The sequence below is a fragment of the Nocardia africana NBRC 100379 genome (assembly GCF_001612635.1).
In the GTDB taxonomy this organism is placed as follows: domain Bacteria; phylum Actinomycetota; class Actinomycetes; order Mycobacteriales; family Mycobacteriaceae; genus Nocardia; species Nocardia africana.
In genome coordinates this window covers 21,331-46,286 of sequence record NZ_BDAV01000021.1, presented here as the reverse complement: position 1 = coordinate 46,286, position 24,956 = coordinate 21,331, and the positions used below count along the sequence as shown (strand labels likewise).

General features: G+C 66.4%; 24 protein-coding genes and 1 pseudogene. 14 read left to right on the top strand and 11 right to left on the bottom strand.

The window, feature by feature from the left end; genetic code table 11:
- Positions 1 to 242 precede the first annotated feature (242 nt).
- The 3 genes and pseudogenes from NA3_RS31050 to NA3_RS31040 all read left to right on the top strand — a co-directional run.
- Positions 243 to 1,580 (top strand): NsdA family TPR-like regulatory protein, encoded by a 1,338-nt coding sequence (locus NA3_RS31050; RefSeq protein WP_084492024.1) that lies wholly within the window; start codon positions 243 to 245, stop codon positions 1,578 to 1,580.
- A 68-nt stretch (positions 1,581 to 1,648) separates the two neighbouring features.
- Positions 1,649 to 2,932, top strand: a complete 1,284-nt coding sequence (locus tag NA3_RS31045) for a pyridoxal phosphate-dependent aminotransferase (RefSeq protein WP_062967741.1) — start codon at positions 1,649 to 1,651, stop codon at positions 2,930 to 2,932.
- Positions 2,933 to 3,470: 538 nt separating this feature from the next.
- Positions 3,471 to 4,694 (top strand): annotated as a pseudogene (locus NA3_RS31040) (YibE/F family protein); the annotation flags it as partial.
- 705 nt (positions 4,695 to 5,399) lie between these two features.
- On the opposite strand, the gene NA3_RS31035 reads toward NA3_RS31040, so the two are convergent.
- Together NA3_RS31035 and NA3_RS31030 are read right to left on the bottom strand one after the other, a co-directional pair.
- The gene (locus tag NA3_RS31035; protein ID WP_084492023.1) at positions 5,400 to 6,665 is read right to left on the bottom strand and encodes an MFS transporter; all 1,266 of its coding nucleotides are present in this window, start codon (positions 6,663 to 6,665) and stop codon (positions 5,400 to 5,402) included.
- Positions 6,666 to 6,767: 102 nt separating this feature from the next.
- A complete protein-coding gene (locus NA3_RS31030) occupies positions 6,768 to 7,358 on the bottom strand; it encodes a TetR/AcrR family transcriptional regulator (protein ID WP_062967738.1) in 591 nt (196 codons plus the stop codon).
- A 68-nt stretch (positions 7,359 to 7,426) separates the two neighbouring features.
- Here NA3_RS31030 and NA3_RS31025 point away from each other — a divergent pair, with 68 nt between their 5' ends.
- Positions 7,427 to 8,266 carry an SDR family NAD(P)-dependent oxidoreductase gene (locus NA3_RS31025; RefSeq protein WP_062967736.1) on the top strand — a complete coding sequence of 280 codons (840 nt, stop codon included), beginning with the start codon at positions 7,427 to 7,429 and terminating at the stop codon, positions 8,264 to 8,266.
- Between the two features lie 62 nt (positions 8,267 to 8,328).
- On the top strand, positions 8,329 to 8,487 hold the full coding sequence (locus tag NA3_RS37255; protein WP_157126613.1) for a hypothetical protein: 159 nt from the start codon (positions 8,329 to 8,331) through the stop codon (positions 8,485 to 8,487).
- Between the two features lie 12 nt (positions 8,488 to 8,499).
- On the opposite strand, the gene NA3_RS31020 is transcribed toward NA3_RS37255, so the two are convergent.
- The 3 genes from NA3_RS31020 to NA3_RS31005 form a co-directional block, all read right to left on the bottom strand.
- Positions 8,500 to 8,808, bottom strand: a complete 309-nt coding sequence (locus NA3_RS31020; protein ID WP_062967734.1) for a hypothetical protein — start codon at positions 8,806 to 8,808, stop codon at positions 8,500 to 8,502.
- Complete coding sequence (locus NA3_RS31015; protein ID WP_062967732.1) at positions 8,805 to 9,056, bottom strand: hypothetical protein; 252 nt, start codon at positions 9,054 to 9,056, stop codon at positions 8,805 to 8,807. The genes NA3_RS31020 and NA3_RS31015 overlap by 4 nt, the downstream gene beginning before the upstream one ends.
- 219 nt (positions 9,057 to 9,275) lie before the next feature.
- On the bottom strand, positions 9,276 to 9,767 hold the full coding sequence (locus tag NA3_RS31005; RefSeq protein ID WP_227995591.1) for a hypothetical protein: 492 nt from the start codon (positions 9,765 to 9,767) through the stop codon (positions 9,276 to 9,278).
- A gap of 325 nt (positions 9,768 to 10,092) precedes the next feature.
- Between NA3_RS31005 and NA3_RS31000 the strand changes: the two genes are divergently transcribed.
- On the top strand, positions 10,093 to 10,971 hold the full coding sequence (locus NA3_RS31000) for a helix-turn-helix domain-containing protein (RefSeq protein WP_062967726.1): 879 nt from the start codon (positions 10,093 to 10,095) through the stop codon (positions 10,969 to 10,971).
- The gene (locus tag NA3_RS30995) at positions 10,968 to 11,174 is read left to right on the top strand and encodes a DUF397 domain-containing protein (RefSeq protein WP_062967724.1); all 207 of its coding nucleotides are present in this window, start codon (positions 10,968 to 10,970) and stop codon (positions 11,172 to 11,174) included. The genes NA3_RS31000 and NA3_RS30995 overlap by 4 nt, the downstream gene beginning before the upstream one ends.
- Before the next feature lie 22 nt (positions 11,175 to 11,196).
- Here the strand turns inward: NA3_RS30995 and NA3_RS37250 are convergent, their stop codons facing one another.
- The gene (locus NA3_RS37250; RefSeq protein WP_157126612.1) at positions 11,197 to 11,337 is read right to left on the bottom strand and encodes a hypothetical protein; all 141 of its coding nucleotides are present in this window, start codon (positions 11,335 to 11,337) and stop codon (positions 11,197 to 11,199) included.
- Between the two features lie 173 nt (positions 11,338 to 11,510).
- On the opposite strand from NA3_RS37250, the gene NA3_RS30990 reads away from it, so the two are divergent.
- Together NA3_RS30990 and NA3_RS30985 are read left to right on the top strand one after the other, a co-directional pair.
- Complete coding sequence (locus NA3_RS30990) at positions 11,511 to 12,512, top strand: Rpn family recombination-promoting nuclease/putative transposase (protein WP_062967722.1); 1,002 nt, start codon at positions 11,511 to 11,513, stop codon at positions 12,510 to 12,512.
- A gap of 168 nt (positions 12,513 to 12,680) precedes the next feature.
- Positions 12,681 to 12,902, top strand: a complete 222-nt coding sequence (locus tag NA3_RS30985) for a hypothetical protein (protein WP_128145618.1) — start codon at positions 12,681 to 12,683, stop codon at positions 12,900 to 12,902.
- Between the two features lie 8 nt (positions 12,903 to 12,910).
- Here the strand turns inward: NA3_RS30985 and NA3_RS30980 are convergent, their stop codons facing one another.
- From NA3_RS30980 to NA3_RS30970, 3 genes are all read right to left on the bottom strand, one after another.
- Positions 12,911 to 13,399: a TIGR00725 family protein gene (locus tag NA3_RS30980; protein ID WP_062967718.1), complete on the bottom strand. Its 489-nt coding sequence runs from the start codon at positions 13,397 to 13,399 to the stop codon at positions 12,911 to 12,913.
- 62 nt (positions 13,400 to 13,461) lie between these two features.
- Positions 13,462 to 14,850 carry a DUF7159 family protein gene (locus tag NA3_RS30975; RefSeq protein ID WP_063917833.1) on the bottom strand — a complete coding sequence of 463 codons (1,389 nt, stop codon included), beginning with the start codon at positions 14,848 to 14,850 and terminating at the stop codon, positions 13,462 to 13,464.
- 154 nt (positions 14,851 to 15,004) lie between these two features.
- Positions 15,005 to 16,327, bottom strand: coding sequence for a UDP-glucose dehydrogenase family protein (locus tag NA3_RS30970; RefSeq protein ID WP_030514296.1), 1,323 nt, complete (start codon positions 16,325 to 16,327; stop codon positions 15,005 to 15,007).
- 124 nt (positions 16,328 to 16,451) lie between these two features.
- Here NA3_RS30970 and NA3_RS30965 point away from each other — a divergent pair, with 124 nt between their 5' ends.
- Positions 16,452 to 16,988 (top strand): YdcF family protein, encoded by a 537-nt coding sequence (locus NA3_RS30965; protein ID WP_062967716.1) that lies wholly within the window; start codon positions 16,452 to 16,454, stop codon positions 16,986 to 16,988.
- Positions 16,989 to 17,064: 76 nt separating this feature from the next.
- Here NA3_RS30965 and NA3_RS30960 read toward each other — a convergent pair whose 3' ends face one another.
- On the bottom strand, positions 17,065 to 18,117 hold the full coding sequence (locus NA3_RS30960) for a M48 family metalloprotease (RefSeq protein ID WP_062967715.1): 1,053 nt from the start codon (positions 18,115 to 18,117) through the stop codon (positions 17,065 to 17,067).
- A 138-nt stretch (positions 18,118 to 18,255) separates the two neighbouring features.
- Here NA3_RS30960 and NA3_RS30955 point away from each other — a divergent pair, with 138 nt between their 5' ends.
- Positions 18,256 to 19,899 (top strand): purine-cytosine permease family protein, encoded by a 1,644-nt coding sequence (locus NA3_RS30955; RefSeq protein ID WP_227995592.1) that lies wholly within the window; start codon positions 18,256 to 18,258, stop codon positions 19,897 to 19,899.
- 55 nt (positions 19,900 to 19,954) lie between these two features.
- On the opposite strand, the gene dcd is transcribed toward NA3_RS30955, so the two are convergent.
- Positions 19,955 to 20,554 carry a dCTP deaminase gene (gene dcd, locus NA3_RS30950; RefSeq protein WP_030514292.1) on the bottom strand — a complete coding sequence of 200 codons (600 nt, stop codon included), beginning with the start codon at positions 20,552 to 20,554 and terminating at the stop codon, positions 19,955 to 19,957.
- A 148-nt stretch (positions 20,555 to 20,702) separates the two neighbouring features.
- Between dcd and NA3_RS30945 the strand changes: the two genes are divergently transcribed.
- From NA3_RS30945 to NA3_RS30935, 3 genes are all read left to right on the top strand, one after another.
- A complete protein-coding gene (locus NA3_RS30945; RefSeq protein WP_084492021.1) occupies positions 20,703 to 21,269 on the top strand; it encodes a fasciclin domain-containing protein in 567 nt (188 codons plus the stop codon).
- Between the two features lie 148 nt (positions 21,270 to 21,417).
- Positions 21,418 to 22,347: a hypothetical protein gene (locus NA3_RS39370; RefSeq protein WP_308189597.1), complete on the top strand. Its 930-nt coding sequence runs from the start codon at positions 21,418 to 21,420 to the stop codon at positions 22,345 to 22,347.
- Between the two features lie 521 nt (positions 22,348 to 22,868).
- A complete protein-coding gene (locus tag NA3_RS30935) occupies positions 22,869 to 24,947 on the top strand; it encodes a hypothetical protein (protein ID WP_062967706.1) in 2,079 nt (692 codons plus the stop codon).
- Positions 24,948 to 24,956 lie beyond the last annotated feature (9 nt).

Below are 24,956 nucleotides of genomic sequence, written 5' to 3'. Positions count from 1 at the left end.
CTCGATATCTTCAAGGCTCCCGCCACTGCGACGTCTCCGAAACGCCCCCACGCGCGCCCTGCACTGCCCTTTCACTGCCCAAACCGCCGGGACCAGCCAATTCCCCTGTACCAGCTCGATTTCGGATGTGGCCGTGGTCACCGTCCGCTCGTACTCTGGAGACCAGTTCGCGCGGAAGGGATGACATCGTGGTCCGGCAGTGGTCAGGTAAGGAAGCCCGTGCCCTCCGCGATGCCAAACGCATGAGCATCAGGGAGTTCGCGGCCCATCTCGGTGTGCACGAACGCCTGGTGTCGAAATGGGAGGCAGGCGGTGCCCGGGTGCATCCGCGCCCGGTCAACCAGGCCGCGCTGGACACATCACTCGCCAGGTCCGACGAAGTCGTGCGGGCACGGTTCGCGGCCATGATCGATCAGCCCGTCATCGATCGGCCGGAACCGGAATTCGGGGTGCGTCAAGGCCATTCGACGCACAGCAAATATTCGAGCGACGCGGAACTTTTGGCCCTCGTAGACGCAGGTGCGATGAGAGGTGATGCGTTAGCCGAGATTTCGGAGAGGGATCTGATCATGGCGGCTGCCCACGAAGCCAGCGAGCACGCCGGTCGCGCCGAGGCGAGTAATGTCGGCGCCTCCGCCCTGGAACAGCTCGACGCCGATGCCACCCGCATCGCCAGAGAGTATGTCCACGTGCCGCCGGTTCCGATGATGGTGGAGATGCTGCGGGTGCGCCGGCGGGTGTACCGGCTGCTCGAAGGCCACCAGAAGCCCGCGGACACAAGCCATTTGTATCTGCTGGCCGGAACGCTGTCGGGTCTGCTGGCCAACGCCAGTACCGATCTCGGACATCTCGACGCCGCCGGGGAACAGGCCCGCGCGGCCTGGGCCTATGCGGAACTGTGCGGCCACAACGGATTACGCGCGTGGACGCGCGGTATGCAGGCGCTGATCGAATACTGGTCCGAGCGGCCGCGCCGGGCGGTGGCACTGGCCCAGAACGGTCAGCAGTACGCGGATTCCGTGACCGCGAAGGTGCGGCTGCACAACATCGAGGCGCGCATCTGGTCCAAACTCGGCAGCGCCGCGGACGCCGAACGCTGCATCCGCGCCGCCGAGGCCGCACGCGCGGGCACCGGCACCGACGAACTGCACGACGAAACCGGCGGTGTCTTCGGCTTTCCGGAGGCCAAGAGTCATTACTACGCGGGCGCCACCTACATCCATCTCGGCCAGGCCGAGCCGGCACTGGCGGAAACCCAGCGCACCATCGAGTTGTACAGCGGTGGCCCGCGCGAACAGCGGTCGTACGGAGCCGAGGCACTCGCGCGGGTCGACAACGCGGCGGCCCAGCTGATCAACGGCAGTCTCGACGGCGCCGGCGACGCACTGAGCCCGGTACTCGAACTCTCCGAGGATCGCCGCATCGCGCAACTCGAGGAACGACTCACCGGATTACGCCGTCGCATCGCCACCCCTCGCTTCCGCGACGCGGTCGAGGCGCGCCGCCTGGACGAACGGATCGAGGAGTTCTGCGGTACCACGGTCGCCACCGGGATGCTGCCGGTCAATCCGTCCACCTGAACGGCGGGCGCACCGGCCCGGGTGTGACCGGCACAACGCTGTTACGGCGGGGTGGCGATGCCTCGGATATGTGGTTGCGGGGCGGTGGCACCATTGAACAGGTGAGCCCTACCAGTCAGTCACCGCATCAGCCGCCCAGGATTCTGGAACAGTCCCTGAAGCTCCAGAACGTTCTCTACGAAATCCGTGGGCCGGTGCACGCACATGCGGCACGACTGGAGGCCGAGGGCCATCGCATCCTGAAGCTGAACATCGGCAACCCGGCGCCGTTCGGTTTCGACGCGCCCGATGTGATCATGCGCGACATGATCGCCGCGCTGCCGTACGCGCAGGGCTACTCCGAATCCAAGGGCATTCTGCCCGCGCGCCGCGCGATCGTGACCCGGTACGAACTGGTCCCCGGCTTCCCCGAGTTCGATGTGGACGACGTCTATCTGGGCAACGGCGTCTCCGAACTGATCACGATGACGATGCAGGCGCTGCTCGACAGCGGCGACGAGGTGCTCATCCCCGCACCGGACTATCCGCTGTGGACCGCCATGACCAGCCTGGCCGGCGGCACCGCCGTGCATTACCTGTGCGACGAGTCCAACGGCTGGCAGCCCGACGTGGCCGATATCGAATCCAAGATCACCGACAAGACCAAGGCCCTGCTGGTGATCAACCCGAACAATCCCACCGGCGCGGTGTACTCGTCGGAGGTGTTGCAGCAGCTGGTGGACCTCGCTCGCAAACATCAGCTGCTGCTGCTCGCCGACGAGATCTACGACAAGATCCTCTACGACGACACCAAGCACATCTCGCTCGCCAGCCTGGCTCCCGACCTGCTGTGCCTCACCTTCAACGGGCTCTCCAAGGCGTATCGCGTCGCCGGATACCGGTCCGGCTGGCTGGTCATCACCGGTCCCAAGGAACACGCGGCCGGATTCCTCGAGGGCATCGACCTGCTGGCCTCCACCCGGCTGTGCCCGAACGTGCCCGCTCAGCACGCGATTCAGGTGGCGCTCGGCGGCTACCAGAGCATCGAGGATCTGATCCTGCCCGGCGGGCGGCTGCTCGAGCAGCGCGATGTGGCCTGGGAGAAGCTCAATATGATCCCCGGCGTCTCGTGCGTGAAGCCGAAGGGCGCGCTGTACGCGTTCCCGCGGCTGGACCCCGAGGTCCACGAAATCCACGACGACGGGAAATTGGTGCTCGACCTGTTGCTTCAGGAGAAGATCCTGATGGTGCAGGGCACCGGTTTCAACTGGCCGCAGCACGACCACCTGCGCATCGTGACGCTGCCGTGGGCCCGGGATCTGGCCGTGGCGATCGAGCGCTTCGGCAACTTCCTCTCCAGCTATCGCCAGTAGCCGGGGACGGCGCGAGGCAAAACAAACCGGGAGTTTGGAAAAGTAGGTTTTTGAAGACTTTACTGGCGCAAACTTCGAACTTTTGTGTACAGTAGTCCTCGGCACTCACAGTGCCCGGCCGAGCCGCCTACCCCCCCTGGGCCGCTCGGCCCTGGATTCGACCGCCTACCCCCCTGGGCCGTCGGATCCCTTTCGGGCGGCGGAGACATCCCCCTGCTCTCCGCCGCCCGCACTCCCCCGCCTCTCCGGGTATTTTGGCCTGGCTCGAGTGCGGGGTTCTTTGCGTTGGCGGGCGGCGGGGAGTCGATTGGTCCCGTTGGCCCGTGCCCGGTGAGTTACCCATGTTCTTGCGTGATCAGGCGTACGGCCGCACCACTGGTTTCTGGTGAACATGGGTAACTCGTGGGGGACGGGCTAACTCGCCTCGATCCTTGCTGACGGCCGCCGACGCTCCTGTACACGCGCCTGAATCCGGCCAAAATACGCGGAGAGGCGGTACAGGCTGCTGTTGAAAATAAGTTCCTTTAAGCTCGCTGCGGTGAGCGAGCATCATCATCACCACCATGACCATTCCGGGCCTCTTGCCATCGGGGCTACGGCGGCTCGGGTGGTGGTGGGGGTGCTCACCGCGATCGGGGTGATCGTCGTCATCGCCATGATCTGGTTGTGGCCCAGCCGGCAGCATGTGGATATTCCGTTGCCGATGCAGAACGGTGGCGGTGGGGCGGTGCAGACCGAGGCCGGCACGGTGGCGATGCAGGATATGGGGCCGTGCGGGAGTCCGTCGAACGGGCGCGCGTTTCCCGATACCCCGCAACCGCCGCCGACGAATTCCTACACCTGCCAGCGCAGCCTGGTCTCGATCGAGTCGGGACCGAACAAGGGCAGCCGTACGCTGCTCGAAATCGCGCCGGGACCGGGACAACCGGATTTGCACGCCGGAGACCGTATTCGGCTGGTTCGCCAGGACGATCCGAGCGGAACCACCATCTATTCCTTCGACGACTATTCGCGCGGAATGCCGCTGTTGCTGATCACCCTCGCCTTCGTGGCGGTGATCGTGGTGGTGGCGCGGTGGCGCGGATTGCGGGCGGTGCTCGGCCTGGTGTTCGCGTTCGGGGTGCTGGTCGTATTCCTGCTGCCCGCGCTGCTCGACGGGAAACCGGCGCTGCCGGTCGCCCTCGTATCGGGGGCTCTGATCCTCTACGCGGTCCTGTATCTGGCGCACGGCGTCAACCTGCGAACCAGTTCGGCGCTGCTCGGCACGCTCAGCGCGATGGTGCTCGCGGCGGTGCTGTCCTGGGTCGCGCTGGAGGTGACGAATCTGACCGGATTGTCCGAGGAGCAGAACACCAACGTCGCGACCTACATCCAGCACGTCAGCATCACCGGCCTGCTGCTCGCCGGCTTCATCATCGGTTCCCTCGGTGTGCTCAACGACGTCACCATCACCCAGGCCTCGGCCGCCTTCGAACTCGCCGCACTCGACGAAGAGGCGACGCGGCGTGAGGTTTTCGCGGCCGCCATGCGCGTCGGCCGCGACCACATCGCCAGTACGGTGTACACGCTGGTCCTGGCCTACGCCGGCGGGGCGCTCCCGCTGCTGCTGATGTTCTCCGTGGCCGGTCGCTCCATTCGCGACGTGCTGACCGGTGACGCGGTGGCCATCGAGATCACCCGCTCCGCGGTCGGCGGCATCTGCCTCGCCCTGTCGGTTCCCCTGACCACCGCCATCGCGGTCCTGCTGGCCCGCCCCTTCGGCCGGGGCGCCGACTTCGACGACTACGAGCCCGAAGCCGAACCCCGCCGCGTCTCTGCCGGCCGCCGCGCCGAGAGCGCCACCGAAACGACCGGCAGCCACCGCCGCGTCGCCGCGCGGGGCGAGAACGCGGGGAGCCGCCGGCGCGCAGACGGCCGGGAGACCAGGGCCGGTCACGACCACACCGACCACCGCGGCGGACCGAATACGGGCAGTCATCGCCGCGTCGAAGGACGTCCGGGCGAGCCGCCCACCCGTCGCCGCACCGCCCCTTCGCCCGATGCGACCGGGGGCCAACGCCGCGTCGACGACCGCCGGACCGACACCGGCAGCCACCGTCGCATCGACGATCGCCGAACCGACACCGGCAGCCACCGGCGCATCGACGGCCGAACCGGAGAGCCCACCGGCGGCCACCGGCGCGTGCCGTCCGGCCGCCCCCACGACGATCCCCGGCCGAGCTGGCCCACCCGTCCGCCGCGACCGGAAGCGGACCGCCACCCGCGGAACGACCCCCAGCCTCGAAACCGATCTGCCTGGCCCACAACAGGTTACGAGGAATGAGCGAGTGAACGGTGCCGTTTCCCGATCCGACGGAAATGACCGGATAGCCGAATAACGCTGCGCCGCATGAGGTTCCCACTCGGTGCACGGTGGGCCCGTTCGCAGCATCGGCAGTGATCGCCGCCTGCCGGCTCGCCTCTTCCTTCAGGGGCTACCGGTCCGACGAACGTTCGACGGCGCCCGCTGCTTCGCCCCGGCCGTGCCCACGACGCCGAACGGTTTCGCTCGCCGATGATCGCCGGTGGTCATCACGCCCGCGACCACGATCGCGAGGGCCGCGATCACCGCGGTGGCGGCCCAGCCGAACCAGCTCACCGCGGCCGCGCCGAAGGCGGTGCCGGCGCTGCCCCCGACGAAGTACACCACCATGTAGGCGCTGTTGAACCGCGCGGGTGAGCCCGGGTCGATGGCCAGCACCGCGCTCTGATTGGCGACCTGCGCCGCGAACAGGCCCGCGTCGAACAGCCCGAGGCAGACGAGGGCGAGCACCGTATGCGGCAGTGCCACAGCGAGTATCACCGCGGCCGTCCCGGCGAGGACGAGACCCACCAGGATCACGCGACGCGCCCCGACCCGATCCGTCCACGCTCCCGCGATGCGGGTCGCGGCGACACCGGCCAGTCCGACGAACGCGTACAAGCCGATTCGCTCGGACGAGTAGGAGAACGGCGGCTGCGACAACGCCGCCGCGAGACCGGCCCACACCGTGCAGAACGCGAAGAACCACAACGTGCCGCGTGCGGCCGCCGACCGAAGCAACGGATACCGGGTGAACAGTCCCGGCAGCCCCCGCAGCATCGTCAGATACCCGGAGCCGGCCGTGGCGGTCGCGGCGGGCAACACCACACGGGTCGCCGCCGCGAGCACCACGCACGCCGCCGCGAAGACGAGCAGCATGCCCCGCCAGCCGATGAGGTCGGTGAGCCAACCGCCGACGATTCGTCCGGCCAGGATTCCGGCCGAGATCCCGGCCGTGACCGTCCCGAGCACCGTCGCACGACGGCTCGGGTCCGCGAAACGTCCTGCTACGGAACTCATCTGGGCTCCCACCGAGGATGCGGCACCGATCAGGCCGATCACCGGGCCGAGCAACCACACCGCGCCGACCACGGCGCCGATCGCCGATGCCGCGGCGAGCGCGGCGAACTGCAGCGAAACCACCGTCCGAGGTGGGTGCCGGTCCACCAGCGGAACCAGGAGGGCGAGCCCGAGCAGATAGCCGACCGGCCCACACGCCAGCGCGGTTCCCATTTCCGCGACCGACGCGTGCAGCGATCCCGCCACCGCGGCGATCCCCGGCTGCAGGACGTACATGGTCGCGGTGCCGAGCCCGGCCGCCACCGTCATCAATCCGACGACGGCTGGGCGCAGAATCGGATCACGGGTGTGAATCAGCAGGTCGTTGTCCATGAAGACGACGCTAGGAATCGGTTCCGGACGGTGCTGGCGCTAATCGGACGCGACCGTCGGCGCTCACATCGAAGCGCGGACCACGAATTCGCCTACGGTCCGTCAGTCCGGAAGCAGCCCCATGGCGGTGAGAATTCGGTCCGCATAGCCGGCGTCGACGCTCTCCCCGCTGACCAGCAGCCGGTAGTAGAGAGCGCCGTAGATCAGATCGATGGCAGTGTCCGGGTCGAAGCCGGCGGGAAGGCGGCCGGTGGATCGGGCCTCGGCGAAGAGCTCACCCACCTCCGCTCGCCGCCCGGCGATGAACCGATCCCGCAGCGCCGCAGCCAATTCCGGATCGTGCTGCGCGGCGGCGACCAGGGCCACGAACGGACGCCGGGCATCGGGATCGCTCATCAGAGTCGCCACCCGGCGGACCGTGGTGCGCAGACGAGTCAGGGCGTCGCCCTCGGCGGGAACGCTCATCCGGTCGGCGAAGGCGTCGGTGAACGCGTCCATCAGCACGGCCGCCTTGGTGGGCCACCAGCGGTAGATGGTGTTCTTGCTGACCCCCGCGTGGGTGGCGATCTCGTCGACACTCAGGCCCGGCAGACCGCGGTCGGTCAGCAGGTCGCGGGCCGCCGTGAGCACCGCGCGCCTCGATCGCTCACTGCGCGGCCGGCCCGGACCGCGCGACTGTTTCACCTCGACCATGGCGCAAGTCTACCGTTTTGGATACGATACGAGCAGTATCCTAATTAATCGCAGATGAGGGCATACAAATGGCAACAGACAAGGTGTGGCTGATAACAGGGGCCTCCTCCGGATTCGGATTCGCGCTGACTCGCGCCCTCGCGTCCGCCGGGGTCCGGGTCGCAGCGACGGCCCGCGCCCCGGAGCGGGCACACGGCTTGCGCGAATTGGCGGCCGAACATCCCGGGCAGATCGTGATCACTCCGCTGGACGTCACCGACGCCGATCAGTCCCGGCAGGCGATCGCGCAGGCGAAGCAGACCTTCGGGCGGATCGACGTGGTGGTGAACAACGCCGGCTACGGGGTTTTCGGTGCGCTGGAGGAGATTCCGGACAGCGAAGTGCGCGCGGTCTTCGAGACGAACGTCTTCGGGTCGCTCAACGTGGTGCGCGCCGCGTTGCCGGTATTGCGCGAGCAGAAGGGTGGCCACCTCGTGCAGATCTCGTCGGTAGCCGGTGTGGCCGCACCATCGCCGGGGTTGGGGCTTTATGCCGCAACGAAATTCGCGGTCGAAGGCATGAACGAAGGACTGCTCCGGGAGGTCGCCCATCTCGGCATCGATGTGACCATCGTCGAGCCCGGTATGTTCGGGACCGGTTTCGTTGCGTCGCTGGGGTTTACGCCTGTAGACCATCCCGACTACGGCGCCAGCGTCGCAGCGACCTACGACCGTCTGTCCACCCTGGACCCCAGCGTCTACGGCGATCCCGACGATGCCGCGCGACAGATCATCGCGGCGGTCGACTCGCCCACACCGCCGCTGCGGCTGCCGATCGGCCGGGACGCGATCGCCGCGATCCGCGCCAAACTGACCGCGGAACTCGCCGCCCTCGATGCACTCGACAACGCCACGGCGGTCAGCTGCTGAAGGCTCACCGGATCGCGGCGGGTTCGATCACGGGGTAGCAGGCGCGAGTACCAAGCACGGCCATGTTCATGGAGATGAAGATCAACCCGCTCTGGTCGAAGGTGTACTACCGCATGCCGCACACCGGAGCTCCCGAACGCCTCAACGTGCATCGTCGCTGGCGCGAGGAACTCGACGCGCTGGTGTCGCGACTTCCGCAGCTGGCCGATCTGGCTGCCTGAGAGCAGGCGGGTTCATCGCCGCCGCTTCCGCGTATCGGACTGCAGGGAGATGATCTTCGCGTCCTCGCCGGCGGTTGTGGCGGGGTCCGAATCCGTCGCGGTACGTCCGTGGTCCCCGGGTCCCACTCCGCGCGTCCAGAACGGAACGACGTGCGGGTTGTGACTCGGGGCGATGGTCGTGACCACGTACTCCGCTTCACGCAGCGGATAGGGCCCCCACACGCCGCTCGGGCACGCCCCCGCATGGATACTGCAGGACGCACCGGTGGTGACGATCGCCCAGTGCGAGAACAACTCTCGATCGTCGCGCTCCGTCGTCATCGACTCCGCCCGGGCTCGTCGCGGACCACGCGGGCGGTGAGATAGTGATCCCAGAATTCGCGGCGAACCACATCCCACAGGTCCCCCAGATCCGGACGCAGCTCCCGCGCGGCGGCGAGATCGGTGCCCGGCGGGAGAGAATCCTCGGCATCGCTGAATGCGCCGCGTAAGTCGATAATTTCGATGCCGTCGCGTCCGTGCCGCCACGTCGCGCGTAACCCGCGCACATCGGTGATGCGGGTCGTCATCCGGCACCGCACCGATCCTGGCACCACCGCAACCCGAGTTCTTCGAGATCCAGGCGCTCCCTGATGTCGCGAACATCCACCGGCAACGGAACGGTGTCGGATTGCCTGGCCGGCAACGGCATCCGGCGCGGACACGTTTCCGGAAGCCGCACGCCGACCGCAACCCGAACCAGGCATACGATCCCGAAGCACAACCCGACCATCAGCATCAGGTCCATGTCACCGCATCCCCTGTGCGGCAACGCATTCCCGAACGGCCGCGAGTACGTCGCCCGCCAGCGGGCGGTAATCGCCGACGGGAGCGTCGGTCCACAATCGGTACACATCCGACTGCAGAAATCCCGGAGAGGGCAGCGCGATCTCGGCATTCACACCGGCGATGTCGACGTAGTGCCGAAACATCTCGGCGTGCAGCAACGGATCCGTCAGATCGGCATCGGCGGGAAGCGTGAGAAAGGTCCACCGCATCGAACGCGGATGACCGACGATCGGCCCGGCCGACCCGGTCATACCGACCAGCCGCCCCCGCACCTGCTGCCCCAGGGTGCTGGGCATCGTGAAGGCGGACACGGTCTTTCCCGCACGTACGAACAGTCGTCCCGAGCCTGGTTGCACCTGGGCATCCAACCCGAACGCACGCCGGTAGATCATCGCCCAAGCCTCCGGGGCGCCCCCGCCGCCCGCGGGAACGTCTCTGAGCACAGGTTGCATCGCTACCTCATTTCCAAATCTTGTCGCCGTGGGCCTCAGACAGGCTGTGACACAAAGGTCCTGACGTTCAGAGGGCTTGGACGAGCGTCGGAGCGCGTAGATGCCCATCCGGGTGAAGTCGCCCGTCGCCTGTCGAACGCTGAAAACCAGTGCACCACTTCGGCTCCGGTTGTGGAACGTTCCGGATTAGGATTCAGCTAGTTCATCGGGCAAGTTCCAGGATGAGCATCTCGATCGGGTTCCAAAATCGGCCCACAGGTTCCAGAGTGGGCGCCGAGGTTCCAAAACGTCCCCAAGTCGTTACCGACCCTTCGGAGTAGCCAAGATGGCAACTGGCTCCACACTTCCCCGCCGCTTGCTGGCCCGGCAGCTCCGCGAGCTGCGCGCCGCGGCCGGGGTGTCAGCAGAGAACGCCCGCAATGAGATCGGCGTGAGCAAGCAAACGTTCTGGAGGATGGAGAACGGCTTACCGGTCAAACTCAACCCGCTGTTCATCCGCCGACTGTGCGAGATCTACAACGCCACAGCGGATCTCTCCAACGTCTTGCTGACACTTGCGGAAGAATGCAAAGCGAAAGGCTGGTGGCATGCGTTCAGTGACGCGTTGCCGAAGTCCTTCGGCTTGTATGTCGGACTCGAAGATGCCGCACACCGCATCATGAGCTACCAGACCACCTTCATCCCGGGCCTGCTTCACACCGCCGAATACCGACGAGAATTGATCTGGTCCGAGTACCCGAACATGCCGAGGGAGGATGTGGAGCGCGCCGTCGCGATCGCAACGCAGCGCCAGACGCGTTTGACGAGTACCGACAATCCGCTGACAATGGAAATCCTTCTAGACGAGTCGGCCTTGCGTCGCGAAACCGGCAGTCGCAGCTTGATGTCGGACCAGCTATGCCATCTCGCCGATGTCGCACAGTTGCCCAATGTTTCGATGCGAGTCGTCCCGTCCTCGGCCGGCACGTATCGAGGTCTGTTCGTCGGCTCGTTCGTGATGCTGGAGTTTCCACCGCACCCCACGGCGTACCTGACAGAACCGCCCGTGGTGTATGTCGAAGGCTTCGCAGGCGACCTTTATTTGGAGGCTCCGGAAGAGGTCAAGTTGTATCGTGGGGCGAGCGTGGACATCCTGCGTGTAGCGCTGGACGTCACCGAGAGCCGGGCTCTCGTTCTGAAGATTGCAGAGGAGTATGCAGGGTGAAGGTTGACCTATCGGGAGCGCGTTGGTTCAAGAGCACTCGCAGCACGGGAACCAAGGAATGCGTCGAGGTCGCCTTCCTCGACCACGACATGGTCGGCGTCCGCGACAGCAAGAACCCCACCGGCCCCGCATTGATCTTCACCCCCGGCGAATGGAATGCCTTCGTCGGCGGGGCGAGAAGCGGCGCGTTCGACCGAGCCTGAGCGTTTTTGCGCGCAGCATGTGTCAGGACTCTGCGACCTCGACCAGTTGCTTGCCGAGATTGCGGCCCTCGAAGACGGCGCGCAATGCGCTCGGCGCGGATTCCAGTCCCTTGCTGACGGTTTCGGCAATGGTGATCGCTCCCTGAGCCTGCCAGTCGCGCAATGCCGTGAAGGCTTCCGGAAAACGGTCGAGGACTTGAGCATCGCCAACCGGCGTGTTTCTTAATGTCGTTCTTGTACAACTTGTTTCGGCGCTCGGCGTGTTACGCCAATTGGGCGCATGGTCTACAAAGGAACCCCCTCCGGCTGTCGTAGCCTCGAGGTAGCTTCGCGTCCATGCCCGCCGACCCGTCGAATCCGCACGACGCCTACTTCCGGCGCGTACTGAGCCGCCCCGCCGATGCCGCGTGCGAACTCCGCGCAGCGCTTCCGGCGGCCATTGTCGACCGGATCGACTGGGACACACTACGTTTGCAGTCCGGCAGCTTCGTCTCCGCAGACCTGCGCTCCCGCTACAGCGACCTGCTCTACCGCACTCGCCTCGACGGCCGTACCGCCTACATCTACCTGCTGATCGAACATCAAAGCCGCAGTGACCATTTCATGGCTCTCCGCATCTTGGAATACGTCGTCAACATTTGGAACCAGCACCGGAATCATCGGCCCGAGGAGCGCACTTTGCCCGTCGTCATTCCCCTGGTCGTGCACAACAACCACAGCGGCCGCCGCTGGAACGCTCCGACAGAAGTCGCCGAACTCGTCCACCTCGAGCCATCCACCCGGGAAGCGTTGCAACCTTATGTACCGCAGCTGCGATTCTTGTTGGACGACGTCGCTGCCCTCGACCTGCCGGCACTTCTGGCTCGCGACCTCACACCCGCGACCAGAGTGATGCTCACGCTGCACAAGATCGCGCCACGAGAGACAGGCGTCGGTACCGATATAATTTTCCTGATCGACGATCTGCACGCGCTACTGTCCGGCCCGGACGGAAAAGTTGAGTTCCAGGCCGCGATGACGTACGTGATGACAGTCGGCGACACCGCCGAAGCCGATCTGGTGCCCGTGATCGATCAACTCGGACCACCAGCGAAGGAGATAATCGTGACCACAGCAGAACGACTCCGCGCAGAGGGCGAAGCTCGCGGCGAAGCTCGCGGCGAAGCTCGCGGGGAGGCACGCGGCCGCGCCGAAGCACTGATCGAACTGCTCACCCTCAAATTCCGCCCGCTGCCCACTCACATCATCGAGACCGTCCACGCGGGCACCCCAGAGCAAGTACGCACCTGGACAGCTCGCATCCTCACCGCGACCACTCTGGACGAAATCTTCGCCTGAGCCGGTCTCCTCGCGGGGCGCTCCGGGTCCGGATCTACATCGTTCGGCCCCGAGGGGAAGGCGCAGTTCCAGGCCGTCATCGCCTACGTGATGACCGTCAGCGACACCTCGGAAGCTGATCTGCTCCCCTTGGTCGATCAGCTCGGACCGCCAGCCAAGGAGGCAATCGTGACGACCGCCGAACGGCTCCGCGCCGAAGGAGAAGCCCGCGGGGAGGCACGCGGGAAGGCACGCGGACGCGCCGAAGCACTGATCGAACTGCTCACGGTCAAATTCGACTCACTGCCCACCCACATCATCGAGACCGTCCACGCGGGCACCCCAGAGCAAGTACGCACCTGGACAGCTCGCATCCTCACCGCGACCACACTGGACGAAATCTTCGCCTGAGCCGGGCGTCAGACGCCGGGGCGAGCACCGGCCACGGCGAAGGCGACCGCGTCGGCCGCATTCGCCGCCCGGTGACTTCCCTCGACCGCTCGGCCCTCGGCATCGAGGATCTGCCATCCGCCGATCGACACCACCGGCACGCCCCCGCGGCGATTGGCGAGCGCCAGCTCCGACAGCGTTCCCCAGGAGCCGCCCACCACGATCACGGCATCCGCCGACGAGACCAGAATCGCGTTGCGCGCTTCTCCCATATTCGTGAACACGACGGCGGAGAGTGCCTCACATACATCCGCTCGGTCGGTGTCCGGCCGTATGCCGATCACCAGGCCGCCTTCGGCCGACGCGCCCTCGGCGACCGCCGCCATCACCCCGGTTCCGCCGCCGCACAACACGACCGCCCCGGCCCGAGCCAGTAGCCGGCCGACCTCCCGCGCGGTGTCGGCCTCGGCATCCGTGCAGTCGCGCGGCCCGCAGACCGCGACCTGAACTGGGGGCATCTCGCACACTCCTCGGACCTGCCGACAGGTGATGAACAGGCTAATCCCGTCGGCGACACGGCCTACTGCCGCGGCGGGAACGGTGGCAGCAGTGGCGGAATGGTCGGCACGACGATCGGCGGCAGGCCCGGGACGACGATGGTCGGCGGGCCCGGCGGCGGGGCCGTGGTCGTGGTGGTCGGCGCCTGCCAGTTCGGCGCGGGTGCGGCCACCGAGGCATTGGTGGCATCGGTGGTCGGCGCGACCGAGGGGCCCGCGGAGGCGCTGGGCGGCGCGGCGGGCACCGAACTCGAGGCGGAGGTGTTGCTCTGGGAATCACCGCGGAGAACCGATCGGCCCCAGCCGAGCCCGATCCCGAGCGCGGCGACCACGACCAGCGCACCGACCGCCACCCCGGCCACGCTCAACTCCCGGCGCCGACCGGCGCCGACGGCACCGACCTTGCCGCCCAGTGCGTTCTTGCCGCGCGCCTTGTTCCGTTTGCGGGCGCGTCGCAACGCGTCCTCGGACAACCACACCGGCGCCAATTGCACGGTGTCATCGGCGGATCCGGGCCCGGGCGCCTGCGGAACCGGCGCGGGTGCGGCGACCTGGGCCGGGCGAGCGAGCAGTGCCGCGCCGCGCACGATCACGGTCTCCGGATCGGCGGGCACCAGCACCGGCATGCCCATCCACCGCTCCAGAATGCGCGCGATCAGCGGGATCCGGGCACAGCCACCGATCACGAAAACCGCCTGCACGGCCTGCTCGGAGCGCATCATTACATCGCGGGTCATGCGGGCCGAGGATTCGACGGCGAGCATGATCAGCGCTTCGAAGTTCTCCTGCGACAACAACACCAGGCCGTGCTCGGACGGAACCGCGACCGCCGTGGTGCTCGACAGCTGTTCCTTGGCCTGCCGGCACACGCCGTCCAGGGCCGCCAAACCCTGTGCGGTAGGCGGATGTTCGATGCGGCCGGAGGCGATCTGCTGTTCGCGGATCAGCGAATCCAGATAGTCGCCGCTGATGTCGCTGGTGCGCTCGCTGTGGCTCACCTTTCCGGATTCGACGTCGATCACGCTGACCGAGAGCCCGGAACTGCCGAGGTCGTAGAGCGCGACCGTGCGGTAACCCTGCAGTTCACCGGTGGCGCGCAGGAATTCCCGCGCCGCCGCGACCTCGGGCACGAGTTCGTAGTTGGTGAGCTGACGGCGCGCGAGGGCGCCGCGCAGCGTGCGCGCATGCTGTTCGTTGCGATAGGCCAGCGCGGTCGCGGCGATCCCGGGCGCGGAACCGAAGACGGCGCCGACGGTTTCGGCGGCCACTTCGTCCATGGCCTGCTGTTCGGTGACAGGCATCGCCTGCACGTCGAAGGCGGTGGAGACGAAGCGTTCGGCGGAGTTACCGGGATGTGGGATCGCGACGCGAATGGCGCCGGCCCCCACCGAAACTCCCAGTACCGAACTCATCTGCCGCCCATCTCGTTTCACGCTTCACGACCGGTATGCCCCGGCCGCCGCCCCCGACGGCCTGCGCTGGGCCGTACGAGCGTCCCCAGGCCGACGTGAGCGGGCCCGATGCGCATGCCGCAGGGCGCCGCCACTCTACCTGGCTCCCGCCACCCTACGACGTGCCGAGTCCCGCGTACACCCATCCCGCGGCGGTCCACTCGGCGCGCTCGAGACAATTGCGTCCGTCGATGATGGAACGCCCGCGCACCACCGGCTCGAGGTCACGCGGCGAGAGTGCGGTGAACTCGTCCCATTCCGTGAGAACCAGCACCACATCCGCTCGATCACACGCCTCCGCCACCGAGGTCGCGTAGTTCAGGGTGGGGAAGACGCGGCGGGAATTCTCCAGCGCTTTCGGGTCGTAGACCGTGACCACGGCGCCGTGCAGCTGGATCATTCCGGCCACGTTCAGCGCGGGCGAATCGCGCACATCGTCGGATTCCGGTTTGAAGGCCGCACCCAGCACCGCCACGTTGGCGCCCAGCAGCGAACCGCCGCACGCCTTGGCGGCCATATCGACCACCTTGGTGCGCCGGCGCATATTGATGTTGTCGACCTCACGCAGGAACGCGACCGCGTGATCGGCGCCGAGCTCCCCCGCGCGGGCCATGAACGCGCGAATGTCCTTGGGCAGGCAGCCGCCGCCGAAGCCGAGCCCGGCGTTGAGGAAACGCCGGCCGATACGGGCGTCGTGGCCCAGCGCGTCGGCCAGCATCGTGACATCGGCGCCGGTCGCCTCGCAGACCTCGGAGACGGCGTTGATGAACGAGATCTTCGTGGCCAGAAACGCGTTGGCCGACACCTTGACCAGTTCCGCGGTGGCCAGGTCGGTGAGCAGGAACGGCACCTGCGCCGCGATCAGGTCGGCGTAGATCTCGCGCACCTGCGCACGCACCCATTCGGCGCGCTCGCGTTCGGCGTCGACGCCGAGGACCAGCCGGTCGGGCCGCAGGGTGTCGCGCACCGCGAACCCCTCCCGGAGGAATTCCGGATTCCAGGCGACCTCGACGTCGGTGCGGGCCCGGGCGCGCATCCGCCGGCCCAGTTCCGCGGCCGTGCCGACGGGCACCGTCGACTTGCCGATCAGCACCGACGGCCGCTCCAGCAGCGGCGCCAGCGAATCGGCCACGGCATGCACATATTTCAGGTCCGCGCCGTATTCGCCCTTCTTCTGCGGGGTGCCGACACCGAGGAAATGGGCGTCGGCGTGTGCGGCCGCCTCCTCGTAGGAGGTGGTGAAGCGCAGTCGCCCGGCATCGAGGTTGCGGCGCAGCACCGCCTCCAGACCGGGTTCGTAGAACGGCACGACGCCGTCGGACAATTTGGCCACCTTGCCGGGGTCGATATCCACCCCCAGCACCTCGTGACCGAGCTCGGCCATGCAGGCGGCATGGGTGGCTCCCAGATATCCCGTCCCGAATACCGTCAGACGCATAGTCGATTGATACGCGGCGGGTATGGCCGGTCCGCGTCCACGAGGCGAGGGCGCAGGCAACAGTGGGTGTACAGGGAGAAACCGGCGCCGATCAGCGCATTCGCCGACCACCTACCATCGCAGGGTGCGAAAACGATGGTGGGTGCGCGGTGCGGTGGGGGTGGTGCTCGTGCTCGCCGTCGCGGTGGCGGCGCTCTGGCCGGTGTACGTGCGCCCGCGGACCGACGCCCCGCGCGCGGCCGATGCCATCCTGGTCCTCGGCGGCGCCCACGACGGCCGCGAGGAGCTGGCGCTGCGCTTGGCCCACGACGGTTACGCACCGCAGGTCGTGTTCTCCGATCCCTACGACCACTCCCCGCTGATCAATCGAATCTGTCACGGCGGCTACAGCTTCCGCGTGAGCTGCTTCGACCCGGAACCGCGCACCACGCGCGGCGAGGGACGCGAACTGGCCGCCCGCGCCGCCCGGGAGAACTGGCGGCGCGTGATCGTGGTGACCTTCACTCCGCACATCTCCCGCGCGCGGTATGTACTCGGCCGGTGCTGGGGCGGTGAGATTCTCCTCGTCGACGCGCATCCGCACATCGGTGTCGCGCGGTGGGCCTACCAGTACCTGTATCAGTCCTCGGGATATGTCAAAGCCGCATTCGAGGACTGCTGAACCGGTCGATCCCTGCATCGGCTCCACAGCCAGGGCCTCGCCGCCCGGCGAAGATCTCACCGGCCGGTCCGCCATCTCACCGATCGGAGCCCGGAAATCTCTGTGCCGCACCACTTTCCGGAAGCACCGGCCCCGAGTAACCGGCGATGCGCACCCGCTCGTCCATGCGGTCGCGGATGTGGCGAACGCGCTCGTCCACCGCGGTCCGCGGCGCGTAGGCCGACACCGAGAGTGCGTACAGCGCCGCCGCGTCGTCGGATTCCGCCCGCCGTTCCCGCAGTGCCACACCGAGGTCCGTGCCGTAACCCAGGTCGACGGCGGCGCGGTCGGCCCGGTAGTCGATGCGGCGCACGACCGGCACGAGTGCGCATGCCGCCACCTCCGGAGCGATGCGCAGCAGCAGCGCGGCCGGAAGTCCCACGATGACGGTGGTGGCCGCGATCACCGGGCAGGCGACCAGCACCCGGCTGACCGCACTCCAGCCGATACCGAAGATCCTCGCCGCCGGTGGCGCCATCCGCCGCGTCAGCCATGCTCCGAGCGCGGCCGGGCCCGAGAGCAACACCCGCTCCAGCCACACCAGCGGCAGGTTGAAATATCGGAAGACGAACTGGCACACCGCCACTCGGCCCTCGGACCGATAGCCGAGTTCACGCGCCAGCACCGCTTCGAGTTGCCGTGGGGGCGCACCGAGCACGGCGGCGGGGACCGCGATCATCCGCCGGGGCAGCAGCAGTTCACGCTCGCTCTCCCGGATCCACAGCGAATGCGCGGAGGAGGCGATGCCGGACCGCCGGGCCACCCGCTCCCACGCCGTCGTCAGCGCGGGACGCTCGGCGGAGGTCGGCGCGCGCACCCCGAAACGTGCCGACAACCACCGCCGCTCGGCGCCCAGGTAGCACACCACCGCGGCGAGAGCACACACCGCCAGCCACGCGATGGCGAGGATGCCGAGGGTGCCGAAGCCCATCGCCAGACCGAGCCCGTACAGCAGCACCGTGAGGATCGCCGCGGTGGGTGCGGCGGCCAGTACCAGCGCCGTCCAGGAGCGGATCCGGTCGGTCGCGGAGGGCCGGATCGCCGCGCCCGCACCGGGGTCGTTCGCCTTCGCTGTCGAGTCAAAGGTCATGCACCACGGTAAAGGGGGAGCGCAAAACCGCATGTCGCGGGGCGTTACACGGCGGTAACCGAGCGGCAAAACGGCCACCACATCGGCCCTGCACCCTCGAAAGGCCGCGCCGAGCGCGGGAACGATGAGGAGTAGATCGTGGTTGATGTGCAAACCCGTCCGGCGACCGCTGCCGCCGCGACGAAGGAAACCCTCGAGGACTACACGCTGCGCTTCGCGCCCCGCAGCTATCGCAAATGGAGTCCGGCCGTGGTCGGCGTCTCCGCGCTGGGCGGCATCGCCTATCTCGCGGATTTCTCCATCGGCGCGAATATCGGCATCGCGAACGGCACCGGAAACGCGTTGCTGGGCATCGGAATCTTCGCGGTCATCATCATGATCACGGGATTTCCGCTGGCCTACTACGCCGCGCGCTACAACATCGATCTGGACCTGATCACCCGCGGCAGTGGGTTCGGTTACTACGGTTCGGTGATCACCAACCTGGTGTTCGCCTCGTTCACCTTCATCTTCTTCGCCACCGAGGGTTCGATCATGGCGCAGGGCCTGAATCTGGGCCTGCACATCCCGCTGTGGCTGGGTTATCTGCTCTCCACGGTGCTGATCTTCCCGCTGGTCGTCTACGGCATGAATACGCTGGCCAAGCTGCAGGTGTGGACGACGCCGCTGTGGCTGCTGCTGATGGTGTTGCCGTTCGCGTTCCTGCTGATCCGCCACCCCGAATCGATCGATTCGTTCTTCGCCTACGGCGGTAAGGACGGTGCGGGCGTGAGCCTTTCCGGTGCGCTGCTGGCCGCCGGTGTCTGCCTGTCACTGATCGCCCAGATCGCCGAGCAGATCGATTATCTGCGGTTCATGCCGCCGAAAACCCCGGAGAACGCGCGCACATGGTGGGGCTGGATGCTGCTGGCGGGGCCGGGCTGGGTGATCTTCGGCGCCGTCAAACAGGTCGTCGGCCTGTTCCTCGCGGTCTATCTGATCGCGAATCTGCCGGGGGCACAGGACATCGCGAACCAGCCGGTGCATCAGTTCCTGGAAATCTACCGCGATATGGTTCCGTCCTGGCTGGCGATGACGCTCGCGGTGGTGCTGGTGGTCATCTCACAGATCAAAATCAATGTGACCAACGCCTATTCGGGTTCGCTGGCGTGGACCAACTCGTTCACCCGCGTGACGAAGACCTATCCGGGCCGGCTGGTATTCCTCGGGGTGAATCTGGCGATCGCGCTGATCCTGATGGAAGCCAATATGTTCGACTTCCTCAACGACATCCTCGGCTTCTACGCCAACTGCGGTATCGCGTGGATCGTCACCGTCGCAACGGATATCGCGGTCAACAAGTATCTGTTGAAGCTCTCGCCCAAACAGCCCGAATTCCGGCGCGGCATGCTCTACAACTTCAATCCCGTCGGCCTGGCCGGCTTCGGGCTGTCGGCGGTGTTGTCGATCATGACCTTCTTCGGCGTGTTCGGCGCGGCGTTGAAGCCGTATTCGCCGATCGTCGCCGTGGTGATCGCCTTCGTCGCCACCCCGCTCACCGCCGTCCTCACCAAGGGCAAGTACTACCTGCGCCGCGGCGACGACGGAATCGAGCTGGACATGTTCGACGAACACGGCAACCCCTCCGGTGAAACCCTCACCTGCCACGTCACCGGAATGGACTTCGAACGGCCCGACATGATCGCCTCCGCGGTTCCGGGGCCGGAGGGCGAAATCCAATACATCAGCTCACTGGCGCTGTCGACGGACAAGTCGGGCGCGCACGTGCTGCCTCCGAGCTGACCGGATGCCGAGCCGGCGCGGCCTTCTGCGGCCCGCGCCGGCTTCGACGTGCCGATCAGGACTCCGCGGGCTGCGGGATCGAATCCTGCGGCAGCGGAAAATTCATATATGCCCGCGAGGGCGTCGGTCCACGCTGACCCTGATATTTCGAGCCGGCCGCCGCGCTGCCGTACGGGTGTTCCGAGGGGCTGCTCAGGCGGAACAGGCACAACTGGCCGATCTTCATCCCCGGCCACAGCGTGATCGGCAGATTCGCCACATTCGACAACTCCAGCGTGATGTGACCGCTGAAACCCGGGTCGATGAATCCCGCCGTGGAATGGGTGAGCAGGCCGAGCCGACCGAGGCTCGATTTACCCTCCAGGCGTCCGGCCAGATCGTCGGGCAGGGTGCAGACCTCGAGCGTCGAACCGAGGACGAATTCGCCCGGATGCAGCACGAACGGCTCACCCTGGTCGGGTTCGACCAGAGTGGTCAGCTCGTCCTGGCGTTGCGCGGGATCGATATGGGTGTATCGAGTGTTGTTGAACACCCGGAACATTCGATCCAGCCGCACATCGATACTCGACGGCTGAACCAATTTCTCGTCGAACGGTTCCAGCCCGAGCCGCCCGGCGGCCAGCTCGGCACGAATGTCGCGATCGGAAAGCAGCACGGCGGTCAGCCTAGTAACCCGTGTTCGCGCGCTCGCAGCCGCACAGCGAGCCGGGACGATATTCGTCCCATCCGCAGGTCCGGACAACGCGAACTTCTCATCGCCCACGACGAGATATGCGACCGCCGTGTCGTCCGAAAAGAAAGCGATGAACGATGAGAAGTATGAAGCGCGCCGTCGTCACCGCGGCGCTGGTTTCGACCGCGGCGCTGCTGGGGGTGTCGGCCTGTTCTTCGGCCTCGGCTGCAAGGCTTATGCCGAGCAGGTGCCCACGGGCCCGGGGTCGGTCGAGGGGATGGCACAGGATCCGGTGGCGACCGCCGCCGCACACAATCCGATGCTGACCACGCTCACGGCAGCGGTGTCCGGGAAGCTGAACCCGCAGGTCAACCTGGTCGACACCCTGAACGGCGGCCAGTTCACCGTCTTCGCGCCCACCGACGACGCGTTCGCGAAACTGCCGCCGGCCACGGTCGACAGCCTGAAGACCGACAGCGCCACCCTCACCAAGATCCTGACCTACCACGTGGTGCCGGGGCAGATCGCACCCGACGCCATCGCCAGTGAGCACAAGACGGTCGAGGGCGGCACGGTGACGGTGACCCGTTCCGGTGACACCCTCAAGGTCGGCGACGCGTCGGTCGTCTGCGGTGGGGTGAAGACCGCGAATGCGACGGTCTACCTGATCGACACCGTGCTGATGCCGCCCGCCTGAGCGCTCCGGAAAGCACCGCGCAAGTCACACCCATCCGGCACGCTGGGCATGTCGAACCTCTTCCCATGCATGCAGGAACGCGCTGATGCGGCGCCGTCCGCGCGGTCCGGCGTCACGAATTCCTCATCCCACGGGAATCGAGGAGATCATGACCGATACGGGGACGCGCGAGCTCACCGCGCGGTGCGGCACGCTCGGATTCGCCGCCGCCGCGCTCGCCGGGATACTGGCCGGTGCGGCGGTGCTGGGCATCGGCGAACTCGTGGGCGCGATCCTCGACCCACGCCCCTCGCCGTTCTTCGCCGCCGGAGCGACGGTCGTCGACCACACACCGCAGCACCTGCGCGAAGAGGCGATCCGGCGGTTCGGCAGTCACGACAAGGACGTGCTGTTCGCTGCCATGGGCGCGGCGATGGTGGTGCTTGCCGCGCTCTGCGGCGTGCTGGAACGTCGCCGTCGCATCGGCAGTGCGGTATTCGTCGTGCTGGGTATCGCGATCAGCGCCGCGGCACTGCGTCGTCCGGATGCGCAGTGGTGGTGCGCGATTCCGACCGCCGCCGGTGTGCTGGCGGGGCTGATCGTCCTGCGGCTAATGCTCCCCCACGGAGGACGCGATACGCAGGGCCAACGGGAGGCGCCGGAGCGTCACGACGTAGACAGTGCGGAATCACCCAGCAGCGCAAAGGTTCCGGTTGATCCAAATCTCTCGGGTGCTACTCGATTGGCGCGGCGGAGGTTTCTGGCGATCCAGGTCGACGACGGCCCCTGGCACGCCGCCGACCTGACCACCGAATACTCCCCGACACCTGGCGCCAATGGACCTACCGCTGGCAGGCCACCCCGGGCACCCACACCCTCCGCGTCCGCGCCACCGACACCACCGCAACCACCCAGCCCGCTCAACGCCGCCCACCGATGCCGGACGGCGCGACGGGGTGGCATTCCCGCACGGTCAGCGTGCGATGAGCGGCGGCAGCTGCACTGGGACGCCGGCAGCGGCTCGATTCGGCCTACATCCCAAACGTGGGAAGTCCGTGAAGTTCGGACGAACGGGCGCGATGCCGGGAAAGATCGATAAAACGCAGCGCCACAGCACTTTTCACCCACACTGGTCGACGGGACCATCAGCGTCCCGCAACGCGCGACCGACCGAAAACCTCGCTCCGGGTGCACTTCTCGCGCCGAGGAAGCCGCCCCCGGCCGGGCCGGGCAGTATCGTTCTACATGAACAGTGAGTTAACGAACTCGGGACGGCGATGAACACTGAGGCAAACGAACCTGGCGCGCACCGGACTGCTTCGCGCGACCGAGCATGCGTACGCGGTAGTGAGCCGCGAGCCTCGTTCAGCCCTTAGCTCGTAACGGTCACCGGCCGAGCCGGCAATGGCACCACGACGCTATTCAACCGGAAGTTGACGACCCCCAACGATGAGCATCGTTTGTATTTCTGCCGCTGTTCGAAATATCCGAGCCCCCCGACGGTGCACGCCGGCGACAGCCCGTCGATGTGTTCTCGTATTATTCGCTTTCATTGCACTGGTCGTACTGGCGCCCGCGGGCGTCATCGGCATCGCGGGTGCGGCGACCAACACCGATACGGTGGACGACACATCCTCCGTCGACGCCGTCAGCTGGATGCAAATTCGTGATTCCATGGGCGCGCCGTTGGCCAACTATCAATTCGCCTCGAACGATCCCGGAATTCTCCATCCCGGAGCCACGCTGCTGTGGGCGATCCTCGAGCTCGAATTGACAACCTACGTCGTCGTCATGACGGGAGCCATATGGATCATGGGGATGGGGCTGAGTTTCAAATGGCTCGATATTCTCGCCGTCCCACTACGCAATCTGGCGGCAGCGCTCACCGATGAGATCGCGACGCCCATAATGCTCATCACCGCCGCGACGATCGGTGCGTTCTTCGTCGCCTGGTTCATGCTGCGCGGATTCCGATCGAAGGCCGTCTCACAGTCGCTGACAATGATTCTGGTCGGCATTGCCGGACCCCTCTTCCTGGCGAACCCCCTGTCCGACGTCCTCTCGTCCGACGGACTGTTGGCGCAGGGCCGAAATCTGGGGATAGCGGTGGTTGCCGGGCTGCACGACAAAACCTCCCCCGCCCCTGCCGATTTCGTGAAGAGTTTTCAAAGCAATCTCGCCGACAACTTGGTTCGCAAGCCGGTACAGGTCTGGAATTTCGGTCATGTCGTCGACGCCAGACCCGCCTGCCGGGCCGCCTGGACCGCCGCCGTCAATGCGGGAAGCAAGGCCATGCTTCGATCAGGACTGCAGAACTGCCGGGACACCGAGGCGGTCCATCACATCGACCATCCATCCATGGCCCAAGTAGGTACCGGCATGGTGCTCCTACTCTGCGGAATAATGACGATCATTTTCGGCGTCTTCATGGCGGTCAAGGTCATGAAAACAACTTTCGACGCCATCTATCACGCATTCATGGCGATATTCGGGTTCGCTGCCGGCGGCTTCATCTACGGACCGACACAGACACATCTCGTTCGAAGTGTGGTGCACTCTTTCGTATCCGGCTTCAAGATGGTTGCTTTCATCATATTTCTCGGCATATATCTGGCCGTGCTGGGCGACTTGTTCGACGCGGCCCGAGGCCAAATATTCACCGTGCTGGTCATATTCACGTGTGTCGAAGTGATCGCCGTGTCCCAACTTCGCCGGCTCGACGCGAATCTCGACAGAGGAAACGATTGGATCGCCAACCGCTTCGCGTTGGCAGCCCAAGGCGGATCCGGCTCGTCGACTGCTGGGAAGCTCGCTATCGGCATGGCGGGCGCGTCTTCCGGGTCACACTCCAGTCCCAGCCTGCTCACCACACTCGCGGCATTCAACACCATGAACTCGTCTCCGATAGTCGCATGGGCGGCCGGACGCACCATGGGGCCGTTGAATCCGTTCGCCAAGCGGCGCAAGCTCGCCGAGCTGGCAAATATGGACAGCGCTCCCATGAACCGCGAGACAGCGACCTGGAGCCGCATGGCCAGGCAGAACTGGGTGAAGAAAGCATTGGACCGAGCCGGCGACGACGGCATAGCGTCGGAGATCGGGGTGGCGAACGCGTTGGACGGATTGGGCGACAGCCGGGTCCCCGACGCCTTTCTCGCATCGACCCTCCTGGCGGCGGGAGCCACCCACCAAGGCGCGATCGACGGGCAGCGCGCGGTGGCTGTCCAGAAGGCCAGCATGCGGGGTGAATCACCGTACGGGTTCGCGCCGCTGCAAAAGGCGATGGCAGCGACGATGGCGATCGAAAATCACGTCGGCGACCGCGCACACGCCGCCTTTTCCGCGCAGGCCTGGGTGGCGGCCAGCAATTTCAAGAGACACGCCAACGCTCCGGAAGACGGGGCACACCTCGACCACGCATTCATCCGGCGTGTCGAAGCGGCCTGGGACTCACCGAGCCGATTGCGCAGGATCACACCAGATGAATGGAACAACGTCGATCGCAATACCTTGAATCACATCGGCCACAAGTTGGCGGTCGAGCATCTGTCGCTGGCACAGCGATATCACCAGGCGGTGAAGAGCGGCGACAACACTGCCCAACTGCAGCTCCGCGGGGAACTGAGAAAGTACCGCAACCGAATCATGAATCTTCACCACACCAGACCCGAGCAGGGGGCCGATCCGTGGGAGCACTGACAGCGAGCC